Source organism: Brevundimonas sp. FV1ye4L, from assembly GCF_058681255.1.
Genome location: NZ_CM178734.1, coordinates 1,864,638 through 1,877,312, shown reverse-complemented (window position 1 = coordinate 1,877,312; position 12,675 = coordinate 1,864,638). Strand labels below are relative to the sequence as shown.

At 66.6% G+C, this 12,675-nt stretch carries 13 protein-coding genes and 1 tRNA gene; 3 read left to right on the top strand and 11 right to left on the bottom strand.

From position 1 onward, the window contains the following. Positions 1-2: 2 nt before the first annotated feature. Positions 3-386: a type II toxin-antitoxin system VapC family toxin gene (locus tag ACW17X_RS09040; RefSeq protein ID WP_492096842.1), complete on the bottom strand. Its 384-nt coding sequence runs from the start codon at positions 384-386 to the stop codon at positions 3-5. Beyond that, the gene (locus ACW17X_RS09035) at positions 383-628 is read right to left on the bottom strand and encodes a type II toxin-antitoxin system Phd/YefM family antitoxin (RefSeq protein WP_492096841.1); all 246 of its coding nucleotides are present in this window, start codon (positions 626-628) and stop codon (positions 383-385) included. Before ACW17X_RS09035 ends, ACW17X_RS09040 begins: the two co-directional genes overlap by 4 nt. 111 nt (positions 629-739) lie before the next feature. On the opposite strand from ACW17X_RS09035, the gene ACW17X_RS09030 reads away from it, so the two are divergent. Continuing rightward, positions 740-2,863 carry a S9 family peptidase gene (locus ACW17X_RS09030; protein ID WP_492096840.1) on the top strand — a complete coding sequence of 708 codons (2,124 nt, stop codon included), beginning with the start codon at positions 740-742 and terminating at the stop codon, positions 2,861-2,863. Between the two features lie 74 nt (positions 2,864-2,937). Here ACW17X_RS09030 and ACW17X_RS09025 read toward each other — a convergent pair whose 3' ends face one another. After that, positions 2,938-3,246, bottom strand: coding sequence for a hypothetical protein (locus ACW17X_RS09025; protein WP_492096839.1), 309 nt, complete (start codon positions 3,244-3,246; stop codon positions 2,938-2,940). A 199-nt stretch (positions 3,247-3,445) separates the two neighbouring features. Between ACW17X_RS09025 and ACW17X_RS09020 the strand changes: the two genes are divergently transcribed. Continuing rightward, positions 3,446-5,482, top strand: coding sequence for an AsmA family protein (locus ACW17X_RS09020; protein WP_492096838.1), 2,037 nt, complete (start codon positions 3,446-3,448; stop codon positions 5,480-5,482). Positions 5,483-5,543: 61 nt separating this feature from the next. Continuing rightward, positions 5,544-6,398, top strand: coding sequence for an alpha/beta hydrolase (locus ACW17X_RS09015; protein WP_492096837.1), 855 nt, complete (start codon positions 5,544-5,546; stop codon positions 6,396-6,398). 234 nt (positions 6,399-6,632) lie between these two features. On the opposite strand, the gene ACW17X_RS09010 is transcribed toward ACW17X_RS09015, so the two are convergent. The 8 genes from ACW17X_RS09010 to hppD form a co-directional block, all read right to left on the bottom strand. Beyond that, positions 6,633-6,717: transfer RNA gene (locus ACW17X_RS09010), tRNA-Leu, on the bottom strand. Positions 6,718-6,770: 53 nt separating this feature from the next. Further along, positions 6,771-7,568: a hypothetical protein gene (locus ACW17X_RS09005; protein WP_492096836.1), complete on the bottom strand. Its 798-nt coding sequence runs from the start codon at positions 7,566-7,568 to the stop codon at positions 6,771-6,773. An 81-nt stretch (positions 7,569-7,649) separates the two neighbouring features. Next, positions 7,650-8,669 carry a fumarylacetoacetate hydrolase family protein gene (locus ACW17X_RS09000; RefSeq protein ID WP_492096835.1) on the bottom strand — a complete coding sequence of 340 codons (1,020 nt, stop codon included), beginning with the start codon at positions 8,667-8,669 and terminating at the stop codon, positions 7,650-7,652. 46 nt (positions 8,670-8,715) lie between these two features. Continuing rightward, on the bottom strand, positions 8,716-9,603 hold the full coding sequence (locus tag ACW17X_RS08995) for a hypothetical protein (RefSeq protein ID WP_492096834.1): 888 nt from the start codon (positions 9,601-9,603) through the stop codon (positions 8,716-8,718). An 85-nt stretch (positions 9,604-9,688) separates the two neighbouring features. Next, complete coding sequence (locus tag ACW17X_RS08990) at positions 9,689-9,949, bottom strand: hypothetical protein (protein WP_492096833.1); 261 nt, start codon at positions 9,947-9,949, stop codon at positions 9,689-9,691. Continuing rightward, positions 9,946-11,025 (bottom strand): isoaspartyl peptidase/L-asparaginase family protein, encoded by a 1,080-nt coding sequence (locus ACW17X_RS08985; protein ID WP_492096832.1) that lies wholly within the window; start codon positions 11,023-11,025, stop codon positions 9,946-9,948. Before ACW17X_RS08985 ends, ACW17X_RS08990 begins: the two co-directional genes overlap by 4 nt. 271 nt (positions 11,026-11,296) lie before the next feature. After that, the gene (locus ACW17X_RS08980) at positions 11,297-11,473 is read right to left on the bottom strand and encodes a hypothetical protein (protein ID WP_492096831.1); all 177 of its coding nucleotides are present in this window, start codon (positions 11,471-11,473) and stop codon (positions 11,297-11,299) included. A 6-nt stretch (positions 11,474-11,479) separates the two neighbouring features. Beyond that, a complete protein-coding gene (gene hppD, locus ACW17X_RS08975; protein ID WP_492096830.1) occupies positions 11,480-12,577 on the bottom strand; it encodes a 4-hydroxyphenylpyruvate dioxygenase in 1,098 nt (365 codons plus the stop codon). Positions 12,578-12,675: the final 98 nt, after the last annotated feature.

Here is a 12,675-nt window from a genome sequence, read left to right as displayed (position 1 = left end):
GCCTACCAGAGGCGCGCCACGCCGAAGGTGTCGAACAGCTGTTCATTGGAGACGAGCGTCAGGTTGTTGATCAGGCCCTGTGCGATCAGCAGCCGGTCGAACGGGTCGCGGTGCTCGCCCGCCATCCGGCCGGCCAGGCTTGCTTCCTGCCAACTCACGGGCAGTTCATCGAAGGCCTCGTTTTGCATGACTTGAACAAAGTGCTCGGCCAGAACTTGACCGTTCGGAAGTTTGCCGATGCGGTATTTGATGGAGATCTCGATAGCAGAGACGCTGCTTACGAAGACGGTTTCAGCATTTCGGATCGCGCGGCTGGCCGTGTGCGACAGCCGTTCATTGTCCCAAACCCACCACATCAAGGCATGGGTGTCGAGCAGGATATTCAATCGCCGCGACCTTCCCAGAGGCGAAGTTCGTCTTCGGGGAGCGGGTCGAAGAAGCTGTCGTCAAACTGCCCGATGCCCTTCAGCCGGCCCGGCTTGCGTTCAGGCTTCGCGGCCGGTTCGAAGGGCACAATCCGTACTGCGGGCTTGTCGCCGCGCGCAATGACGACCTCTTCGCCACGTTCGGCGGCGGCGATCAGTTTTGAGAGATGGGTCTTGGCGTGGTGGACGGTGACAGTGGTCATGTCGCGCTCCTTGGTCCAAGCAGCTTAGCTAACTTCTGAGCCGTCAGCAACTTTCGCCCGGCGAACGGGGGTGCTACGCCTCGCCGCTGCGAGTTTTGCGAGGAATGCCCCATGCGCCACCGTTCTCTCCTGTCCGCCGCCTGCGCGGGGATTGCCTTGTCGGGCGCCCTGATGAGCGCCGCCCCGGCCCTGGCCCAGGTTCCGCCCGCGCCGGTTCCGGCTGCGCCCGCCACGCCCGACGCCTTCACCTATCGCGACATGATCACCGCCAACCGCCTGGGCGATCCGCAGGTGTCGCCGGACGGCCGTTATGTCGTCTATTCGGTGACGACGACGGATGTGGAGGCGAACCGCCGCGCCGGCAGCCTTTGGATGCTGGATCTGGAGACGCCGGACGTGGCGCCGCGCCGCTTGACCATTTCGGATCAGGGCGCCAACACCGCCCGCTGGGGCGGGGACGGAAATCTGTACTTCCTGTCGGGCAAGTCGGGCGCCAGCCAGGTCTGGCGGGTGGCCTCGCCGACGGCGACCCCGGTGCAGGTGACCAATCTGCCGCTGGACGTGAACGCCTATCGGATCAGCCCGAGCGGCGACAAGGTGGCGGTGTCCTTGGCCGTCTATCCGGACGCGGCCGACCTGAACGCCTCGGTTGAGATGGGCAAGGCCGTGGCCGAACGGAAAACGACCGGCCAGGTCTATGACCGCATGTTCGTGCGCCACTGGGATACGTGGAACGACCACACCCAGAACCACCTGTTCGTCCAGTCCATCGGCCGCAACGGCCAGACGACCGGGAACCCGGTTTGGGTGACCAAAGGCTTCGATGGCGACACCCCGTCCAAACCGTTCGGCGACGAAAGCGACTTCGTCTTCACTCCGGCGGGGGATTCCATCGTCTTCTCGGCGCGACTGGCCGGCAAGACCGAGCCGTGGAGCACCAATTTCGACCTGTGGAAGACCAACGGCCTGACCGGCGACGGAACCTTCTCGAACCTGACGCCGGACAATCCGGCGTGGGATGCGGGTCCGGTGTTTTCGCCGGATGGTCGGACCCTGGCCTATCGCGCCATGGCGCGGCCCGGCTTCGAGGCCGACCGTTATCAGATCGTGCTGATGGATGTTCAGTCGGGCCAGAAGCGCGAGATCGCGTCGAACTGGGACCGTTCGGCCGACACCCTGCAATGGTCGCGCGACGGCCAGACCCTGTACACGACCGCCGGCGACGTCGGCTCGACCAAGCTGTTCGCGGTGGATACGCGTAACGGGGTGGTGACCCCCGTCACCGGTCCGGGCCATGTCTCGGCCTTCCAGCAGACGCCGGCGGGCTTCGTCTTCGCCCAGGACAGTCTGAAGTCGCCCAGCGACCTGTATTTCAAGACCTATCTGGGTCGTGAAATGCAGCGCCGCCTGACCCAGGCCAACCCCGCCTTCGACGCCAAGGCCTTCGGCGAGTACGAACAGTTCAGCTTCCCCGGCTGGAACAACGAGACGGTCCACGGCTATGTCATCAAGCCGGTCGGCTATGAGGAAGGGAAGAAATACCCGGTCGCCTTCCTGATCCACGGCGGGCCACAGGGTTCGTTCGGCGACGGCTGGTCCTATCGCTGGAATCCCGAGACCTATGCGGGCGCCGGCTATGCGGTGGTGATGATCGATTTCCACGGTTCCACCGGCTATGGCCAGGCCTTCACTGACGCCATCAGCCAGCACTGGGGTGATCGGCCGTTGGAGGATCTGCAGAAGGGCTGGGCCGCAGCCAAGCAGAAATATGATTTCCTAGACGGCGATAATGCCTGCGCCCTCGGGGCGTCGTACGGCGGCTATATGATCAACTGGATCGCCGGCAACTGGTCCAATGAGTTCAAGTGTCTGGTCAACCACGACGGCGTCTTCGACACCTTCGGCATGGGCTATTCGACCGAGGAGCTGTGGTTCACCGAGTGGGAATACGGCGGCACGCCGTGGGACAAGCCGGAAGGCTACCAGAAGTTCAACCCGGCCAACCATGTCGAGAACTGGAAGACCCCGATGCTGGTTGTGCAGGGCGATCTGGACTTCCGCATTCCGACGGCTCAGGGCCTGTCCACCTACACGGCGCTGCAACGCCGGGGCATCGACAGCCGCCTGATCGTCTTCCCAAACGAGAACCACTGGGTGCTGAAGCCGGCCAACAGCCTGCAATGGCATGACGAGGTGTTCGGCTGGCTGAACAAATACCTGACCCCAGCCCAATAGGTCTGGTCATTTCCAGAACGAAAGAGGGGCGCAGCCGCAAGGCCGCGCCCCTTTTTGCTGCGCCTCCTCAGGGGTCAGAGCGAGGCGCGGGTCTGGGTCATGGAGACCAGGCGGTCGTACTGCCGCTCGGTCATGCAACGCGGAGCGGCCCAGCGCTGGCCGGCCTGGCGGGCGTCGACCGCTTCCTGGGCGGTGACGAAGACCGGGGCGGCGCCGAATTCGCGCTGATAGGCGCGACGGGTGGCCGCGTCAGTGGCGCAAACCATGACGGACTGAAGCTTGGCCGGCTGGGCGGTCTGGGTGCGTGCAGACTGGGCTAGGCTGGGGGTGGCGAACGCGGCCAGAGTGGCGGCGATCAAGACAGGCGTTACGAAACGGGTCATCGGGCATCCTCCTATGGCCTGAATTAAGATCAGGGCTCTGACGAAATATGCGCCGTTTTCGAGAGATGTAAAGCTTTCACGACAACTAGGGTGGTATCGGACGATATTTGTCCCCGAGCCATGGCTCAGCACCGTCCAGTGGCGCCAAACTCCGCTTGCCGCGTTGAGTCGAGCTGTTAGAGCCGACGTCTGGGCCAAAATGTTGAAATGGAACGAACTCTGGTCGAAACTGCGCCGTCAGGGCGTAGCGCCGGCGGTCGTGCGAGCGCGGGAATTTCGCGACTGGGTCCGGGCCAACGATCCCGTCTATGCCGCCGTTCGCCGTCCCGGCCGGGCCGAGGCCTGGGCGGGCGGGATCGGCCTGATGTTGATCGGGCTGGTGGTGCTGGCCCTGATCCTGTTCGACTGGAACATGTTGCGCGGGCCGATCGGGCGGTGGGCCTCGGCGGAATATGATCGCGAGATCGCGCTGCGCGGCGATCTGGACGTCCACCTGTTCAGCTGGACTCCGTCGGTGGTGGTGCGCGGGCTGAAAATCGGCGGGCCAGAGTGGGCGCGGGACCGCGACACGGCTGATGTGGAGGAGATTCGCGCCTCGGTGCGGCTGCGCAAACTGTTCGCCGGCCAGATTGAAATGCCTCTGCTCAGCTTCACCCGGCCCGAAGTGGTCCTGATCGCCTCGGAGGACGGCCGTAAAAGCTGGGAACTGAGCCCTGACAAGCCGGACACGGGCGAGGGCATGAAGCTGCCGGTCATCCAGCAACTGATCATCACCGACGGCAGGCTGATCTTCGACGAACGTCGCCGGAATCTGAAGCTGGAGGCGGTCGTCGATGCGCGCGAGGGTCAAGACGGGGCGGCGGGCTTCCTCCTGGAGGGTCAGGGCACGGTGAACAGTTCGCCGTTGAAGCTGCGGATTCAGGGCGGCCCCTTCATCAATATTCGCCGCGACCGGCCCTATCAGTTTGAGGCGAGCGTCAGTGGCGCAGGCTCCAGCCTGGAAGCGAAAGGCGCCGTCACCCGGCCGTTCGATCTGGGCAGGTTTGACGCCACCTTGACCCTCCAGGGGCGGGATCTGTCGGACCTGTATCTGCTGACGGGCGTGACCCTGCCCAACACGCCGCCCTATCGTCTGGCCGGCGCGTTGAAGCGAGACGAGAACATCTGGGCCTTCAAGGATTTCAACGGTCGGGTTGGGGCGTCGGATCTGGCCGGGACTGTGCGGGTGGACGCCGCCGAGCGGCTGCGGGTCGATGCGCGCCTGACGTCGCGTCGCCTGGATATCGACGACCTGGCCGCCGTGCTGGGCGCGCGGACCCAAACCAATGACGCCGGCACCAATACCGAAGCCCCGGTCGTGGTCGGCGGCAAGCTTCTGCCGGACGCGCCGTTGCAGACCGAGCGCCTGCGGACCATGGATGGAAGCCTGACCTATCGCGCCACCACAGTGAAGGCGAACGATCTGGACGTGCGTGCGGTTAATCTTGGGGCTGAGTTGAAGGATGGAATCCTCAATCTCGATCCGGTCAGCTTCAATTTCAATCGCGGCGAGTTGAACGGCACGGCGCGGATCAACGCCACGCGCGACACCCCGTACAGCGTGGTCGACTTCCGCCTGGCCGGCTATCCGCTGGAATCGATCATCCCCGCGCGCGGCGGGTCCGCTCCCCTGACGGGCCGGGCGCTGGGGCGCGCCAAGCTGGAGGGACCGGGGGCGTCGATCCATGATTTTGCGGCGGGGTCGAAAGGCTCGCTCAGCCTGGTCGTGCCCAATGGTCAGATGCGGTCCGCCTTCGCCGAACTGCTGGGCATCAACGCCAGCGCGGGTTTGCTAAAGCTGCTGCGGGGCGATCAATCGACGGCGCAGATCCGCTGCGCTGTGGCCGATTTCGACGTACGCGCCGGTAAGGCGACGGCCAAGACTCTGGTGATCGACACGGATGTCGTCCTGGCCCAAGGGACGGGTTCGATCGACCTGGGGGCCGAGACCCTGAACCTGCGCATCGACGGCGAGTCCAAGAAGCCGCGTCTGCTGCGGGTCTGGGCGCCGATCACGGTTCGCGGCGCGCTGACGGCGCCGAGCGTGGGCGTCGATGTCGGCGCGGTGGTCCGTCAGGGCGGGTTGGCCGGGTTGTTGAGCACGGTGGCGGCGCCGGTCACCGCCCTGTTCGCCTTCGTCGATCCCGGTCTGGCCGAAGACGCCGACTGCGGCGGATTGATCGCGGGCGCGCGATAATCTTCAAGGGGATGAGCCGAAGCGGGCGCGACGACGTATTGGAAGCCATGGATCGTTTTGCATGACACGCCGGGGGCTGTTCGCACCCGTCCTGGGCCTTATCGCCGGCGCCTGTTCGCCCTTGAGCCTGCTCAACAGCCTGGGGCCTCGAGACGCCGGCGCGCGCCGTGTTGCGCGCGACATCGCCTATGGCGACGACCCCCGGCAGCGGATGGATCTCTATGCCCCCAGCGCGCGGGGACCCTATCCGACCCTGGTCTTCTTCTATGGCGGAGGCTGGGATTCGGGGTCGCGCGACCTGTACGGCTGGGCGGCGCAGGCCCTGGCGGCCCAAGGCTTCGTCGTAGCTCTCCCCGATTATAGGCTGGCGCCCCAGGCCGTTTTTCCCGCCTTCATCGAAGACGCCGCCGCCGCTACGGCCAGGACAGCAGACGTCGCCGCCGCCCATGGTGGAGACCCCGACAAACTGGGTGTTCTGGGCCATTCGGCGGGCGCGCACCTGGCCATGATGATCGCGCTAGACCGCCGCTATATGGAGGCCGTGAGGCGTCCGGGCCTGATCAAGGCGGCGGCGGGTCTGGCCGGGCCCTACGATTTTCTGCCGCTTGATGCGGGGGCGGCGCGGAACGCCTTCGGCCGCGCGCCGGACCCCACCCTGACCCAGCCGGTCACCTTCGTCCGGCCGGACGCCCCGCCGATCTGGCTGGGCCACGGAACGGAAGATGTCGTGGTCCATGCCGAGGACACGACCATCCTCGACCAACGGATGAGGGCGGCGGGCGGTCGGTCGGAGGCGAGACTTTATCCGGGGCTGGACCATGCAGACCTAGTGGCTACCTTCTCCCCGCTGTTCCGCAAAAAGGCGACCGTGCTGGCTGATGTGACAGGCTTCTTCCACAGAGCGCTGAGTCAATGACCGGTCTTTTTGCGGGTGAAGCGCATTTCGTTAGCGGTGCACCTTTCCAACAATGCGACTTAATGCCAATATGGCTTCGGGTCGGATTTAAGTATTCGTACCGATCTTTTACGGCCCGTTCCGAACCTGATCTGGCTCCGGTGCGCGCATGCGCGCCGAACCTGCTGGCTCCGGGACGGGCCGTCTCCATATGAAGACCGCCTTAGAGCGCGAATTTCCATAAACTTCAGAAGGTGGTGCGGGCGGCCGGGGTCGAACCGGCACTCCTCTCGGAACTGGATTTTGAGTCCAGCGCGTCTACCAATTCCACCACGCCCGCAGCGGAAGGACCGCCTCATGCCACAGAGGCGGGCGGCCGGTCCAGAGGCGTCTTCATTGCATGATGAAGTTCACGCGAAACGCCATCATGCGCGGCGCTGTAGGTTGGTCGCCGTCATAGGCGACGGTGGCGTCGCCGGCGGCCTTCAGCACCGCCTCGCCGAACCGGCCGTCGCCCGGATGCTCGGTCTCGATCACGCAGTCGCGCAGCCTTCCGTCGGGCTGAGCGACGCAGGTCGTGACAGCGAAGCCTTCCGAGTAACGGCTCTGGAAAGGATAGCGTGGGCGAATCCGGCGGTCCCAGCGCATGCCGACCTGGAGACCGTCTTCGGCGATGGCGTCCAGTTCCTGGTCACGCGGATCTTCCAGCGGACGGTCGCAGGCGGTCAAGGTCTCGTCGATGGCGGAGCCTGAAGCCGGGAGGTTCAGATCGTAGCGCAGGTTGCGTCCCTCGCCGGCGCCGTCCGGCACGACGATCTGAACACGGCCGCCCTGACGCAGCTCGCGAGCGAAGGGGGCAGGAAAATCGGCCACCGCGCCCGCCCGATCGGTCGTGACGTTCCAACGCCACTCCGAGGCTTCTTCATCGCGGAAGGTGATTTGCAAGGGGCGTGTCTTGGTCCGGCGGGTCACCTCCGGCAGGCCGAATATCAACGCCGAATAGCCCGAGTCCAGGCAGCGGGTGGCGATGGAGAGGCCTGTCGTCGTGGTCACATAGGCGACCGTGCTCTTCTTCTTGGTGTCCTTGACCAGGTCCCAGTCTTCGCCCGCCGCGCCGGCGTCCTGCGCAGCGGATGCGCCGGCCCACAGGCTCGCCGCGCAAAACACAAGGGGAAGCACAGTCGATTTCACGCGGTCACCTCCATGTGCGGGTTCGGCCCGCCAACCACAGCGTGTTTGGTGCGTGCGGACGCATCGGTCAATCCAGTGTGGTCAGGCCTCGCGTAAAAGTGGTTCGACCGTCTGTTCGATGGCGCCGAAGATCGAGTGATGGTGGTCGTCCAGCATTTCGATCCGGACCGTGTCGCCATGGGCCAGGAAAGGCGTTTCAGCCTGACCGCGCAGGATCGTCTCGACCGTGCGGACCTCGGCGATGCAGGAATAGCCCAGCCCGCCCTCGGACACCGGCTTGCCGGGGCCGCCGTCGGCGTCGCGGTTGGAGACCGTGCCTGAACCGATGATCGTCCCGGCCGACAGGGACCGGGTCTTGGCCAGGTGGGCGATCAGGGTTCCGAAGTCGAAGGTCATGTCCACGCCGGCGTCGGCCTTGCCGAAGTCGGCGCCGTTCAGTTGGACGGTCAGTTCGCCGTGCAGCTTGCCGTCCTTCCAGCGGTCGCCCAGAGCCTCGGGCGTGACCAGGACGGGGGACAGGGCGCTGGCGGGTTTGGATTGGACGAAGCCGAACCCCTTGGCCAGTTCGGCGGGGATCAGGTTGCGCAGAGAGACGTCGTTGACCAGGCCGACCAGGCGAACGGCGGCCAGGGCCTCGTCCCGCGTTGCGCCCTGGGGCACGTCGCTGACGACCACGACGATCTCGGCCTCCAGGTCGCAGCCCCAGGCGGGGTCGGCCAGGGGGATGGGGTCGCGCGGCGCCAGGAAGTCGTCGGAGCCGCCCTGGTACATCAGGGGATCGGTCCAGAAGCTGGCGGGCATCTCGGCGCCGCGCGCGCGGCGCACCAGCTCGACATGGTTCACATAGGCCGAGCCGTCGGCCCACTGATAGGCGCGGGGCAGGGGCGAGGCGGCGTCGCGTTCATGGAAGCGGCCGCGCGGCACGGCCTCATGCTCGAGGCTCTCGGACAGGGCCTGAAGCCGGGGCCCGCAGCGGTCCCAGTCGTCTAGGGCGGCCTGAAGGGTGGGGGCGATCAGGAAGGCGTCGGTGAACCAGTGCAGATCCTGCGAGACGACCACGAGGCGGCCGTCGCGGCCGTGCTTGAGCGAGGCGAGTTTCATGCCCTTGGCCTAGACCGAAATCGCGCCGAGGGGAACAGAGGGGCGGTCAGTGACGGGGGCCGCCGCCGTGTTCGGGCTTCGGGGCGCCGGGGCGAAGGGTCGACAGCTGGCGGTGGGCGGCGCGCAGTTCGCGGATCCGCTCCTCGCGCCGGCACCAGTGGTCGTTGAACTGGGCCACGGCCTCTCGCAGGGCGGTCAGTTGCTCAGCCTTGGTCATGTCGCGCTCGACCTCCTTCTCCGCCGGCTTGGCGGGCGCCGGCTCCGGCGCCGGGGCGGGCGAGCATCCGTGCGGCGAAGCGGGCTTGGGCGGATGAGGGGCGTAGGCGGGCTTGTCCAGCACCGCAGCGCCAGATCCGTGGCCCGAGCAAGCGCCGCCGGGGACGTTGTTGTCGATGTGATCGCCCTTGATGACCACATGGCTGTTGGAGACGACCGTCACATTGGCGGGGATGACGGGGGGATGAGGATGGCCCGGGCGGCGCGGTTCGCAGTGGGCGGCGCCGTGGGGATGGGGCGGTGCGGGCTCGGGGTCCTTCGGCTTGACCGTCTCCTTGATCCGACCCTTCAGGGCGTGATCGACGGCCTTCAGGGGCTTGGACGGTCCCTCGGCCAGGACCACGACGGCGCCCAGACAGTCGTCATAGGTGGCGCGCAGGGCCTTGGCGGCGCCGACCAGGGCGTCGCTGTTGGCGGTCATGGCCGCCTGGCAGGCGCGGTCGATCGCGCGCCAGATCGATTCGGCGGCGTCAGGCTGGGTGGTCGTGGCGCCCTTGCCGGCCCGCCAGGCCAGGACCATCAGGCCCAGGATCAGGGCCCCCAGCAGCAGGAGCAGCAGCGGGTGAACGCCTAGAAACAGAATGGGATCAACAGGTTCGAGCGCCGCCGGATCGGGCGTCTGGAAGTCCTGCGGATAGTTGGAGACGCTCGCCGACATGCCGCACCCTGCCTAACCCGTTGTTCGCCGACCCATGATGCCGCAGCGGCGAAGCTGGGCCAAGAAAAAGGTTAACGACAGTGGATCAGGGGGCGGCGGTCAGCAGGGCGCGGGCCTCGGCGCCGGCGCGGGCGGCGGGGTCGCGCACCTCGACCTCGACGATGACGCCGCCCTCGGGCTCGACCGCCCACAGATAGCGGCGCTCGACCTCGACCGTGCGGCCGGAGGGGGCGAAGCCCTCGAAGGTGTCGCCCCAGGGGGTGATTTTCTTCAGCTCGACGAAGGGCATGGCGCAGGCGGCGTCCAGCTCTTCTTCGACCATCTTGGTCAGTTCGTCGTCGGTCAACGGGGATCTCCTTCGTCGGCGTATATGGCGACGCGGGGCGGCGTATTCGAGGCGACCGCCCCCCGATACATGCCCGAGGTGTTCATGGCGAAGGCCGGGGTTCCGGTCAGGCCCATGACGATGACGCCGCCGTCGCCGCCGATGGAGCCGACATCGGCGATCTCGGCCTCCGCGGCGGCCTGGGCGGTCGCGCCGTCGGCGGTGCGGCGGCAGATGTCGCGGGCCACGGTGGAGCGGATGAAATACTCGCCCGAGCCGGTGGCGGAGACGGCGCAGCCGTCGGCGTTGGAGGCGTAGGTGCCGGCGCCGATGATCGGCACGTCGCCCACCCGGCCCCAGCGTTTGGCGGTCATGCCGCCGGTCGAGGTGGCGGCGGCGAGACGGCCCTGGCTGTCCAGGGCCACGGCGCCGACGGTGCCGAACTTCTTCTCGTTCAGTGGCGGGGCGACGGCCGCTTGGGCTCCGGGCGCGGGGGCTTCGGGCGCGGGCGCGCCGGCCGGGCGTTCCGGGAGGGGCAGGCCGGCCTCGGTCAGGGCCTTGATCAGGCCCTGCCAGCGGCGTTCGGTGAAGAAGAAAGCCGGATCGACTTGTTCCAGACCGGCCTGGGCGGCGAAGGCGTCGGCGCCGGGGCCGATCAGCATGACGTGCGGCGACTGTTCCATCACCGCGCGGGCGGCGGCGACCGGGTGGCGGGTGGTGGTCAGGCCGGCGACGGCGCCGGCGGTCAGGTCCGACCCGTTCATGACGGCGGCGTCGAGCTCGTTGCGGCCGGCGGCGGTGAAGACGGCGCCCCGCCCGGCGTTGAACAGGGGATCGTCCTCCATGACCTGAACGGCGGCCTGGACCGCGTCCAGCGCCGCGCCGCCGCGCGCCAGCACCGCCGATCCGGCGTCCAGCGCCCGTTGCAGGGCGGCGCGATAGGCCGCGTCCTGCTCCGGCGTCAGGCTGGATCGCTCGATCACGCCGGCGCCGCCGTGGATGGCCAGGGACCAGCGAGGGCCTTCCTGGGCCTGGGCGCCGTTCGTCAGGCCGAAGAAACACAGTGCAATTAGTGCAGTTAGTGCAGTCCGCATCATGGCCGGCTCCCCGATTGAGATCGCCATCCTAACCGGGCGTCGGGGCGTGTCAGGTCGATTGTAACGAAAATCTGAAAAGGCGTGGGTTTTCAGGAGTGCGACAAAAGAAATTAGGAGTGTTCAAGCCGCTCTCTCCCCCGTTATCCTCGGGCTTGGCCCGAGGATCAGGCGTTGGGCGGACTGTGCGTCGCCCTGGCCGCCTTGCGGCGGAACGCCCGGTCCTCGGGCCAAGCCCGAGGATGACGAGAGTGGGGGAGTGGGCGGAGAACCTTCATCCCCGATGGTGCAGTTGCTTCCACACGCGGTAGGCGACGATGGGGGCGAAGCCGACGATGAGGGCGGCGAGCAGGGAAATCCAGAACCCGCCGCCCAGCCACGCCCCGACGATCCCGGCGCCCAGCCCGGCCAGAGGCGGCCCCAGATAGGGCAGCCAGGTCGGCGGCCGCATCCGCATTCAGGCGTCGACCTTGATGACGCCGCGACGGATCTGGTCCAGTTCGATGGAGTCGAACAGGGCCTGGAAGTTGCCGTTGCCGAAGCCTTCGTTGCCCTTGCGCTGGATGATCTCGAAGAAGATCGGCCCGAAGGTGTCCTGGGTGAAGATCTGCAGCAGCAGGCCCTCCTCGTCCGAACCGTCGATCAGGATGCGGTTCTTGCGCATCCGCTCCACGTCCTCGCCATGGTTGGGCAGGCGTTTGTCGATCAGTTCGAAATAGGTCTCGATCGTGTCCTGGAAGTCGACGCCGCGCGCGCGCATGGCCTCGACCGTCTCGAAGATGTTCTCGGTGGTCAGGGCGATGTGCTGGATGCCTTCGCCGTTGTAGCGGCGCAGGAATTCCTCGATCTGGGAGTTGTCGTCCTGGCTCTCGTTCAGGGGAATGCGGATGGCGCGGTCGGGCGCGATCATGGCTTGCGAGAACAGGCCGGTCGCCTTGCCCTTGATGTCGAAATATTTCTGCTCTTCGAAGTTGAAGACCGAGCCGTAGAAGCCCGACCAGGTGCGCATCTGGCCGCGACGGACATTGTGGGTCAGGTGGTCCAGGATCTCGAGGCCCATCGAGTTCTTGCGCTCGGCCTCTTCCCAGCCCTCGATCTCGTCCCAGGCGTCATACAGCGAGCCGGCGTCGCCATACTGGTCGATGACGTACAGCAGCGAACCGCCGATGCCCTGGAGGATATAGGGATAGTCGCCCAGCGCCCCGCCGTTCGCATCGGTTGCGGCCACGGCGCCGCGTTCGAGCGCGCCCTCATAGGCGGCCTTGGCGTCGGTGGTGCGGAAGGCCATGCCGTTGGCCGATGGGCCGTGGTCGGCGGCGAAGGCCTGGGCCTGACCGGTCGGCGTGCGGTGGACCAGGAAGGAAATGTCGCCCTGTTTCAGGCGCACCACATCCGTCTTCGGGTTCACGTGGGTCTGGGTGAAACCCATCAGTTCAAGGCGCGCAATCATCGCCTTCGGTTCCGGGCCGGTGAATTCGACGAACTCGAATCCGTCGATGCCGAGGGGGTTTTCCAGGTTGATCTGTTCAGCCTTGGATAGGGTCATGTCGTTCATGGCGCGTCTCCCGCGTAGCTTTTGTGGCGGGCTTAACCGAAAGGGGCCGCCGATTGGGGCGGAACCTAGTCGCGGATGACGACAGAGCCAAGGCAGTC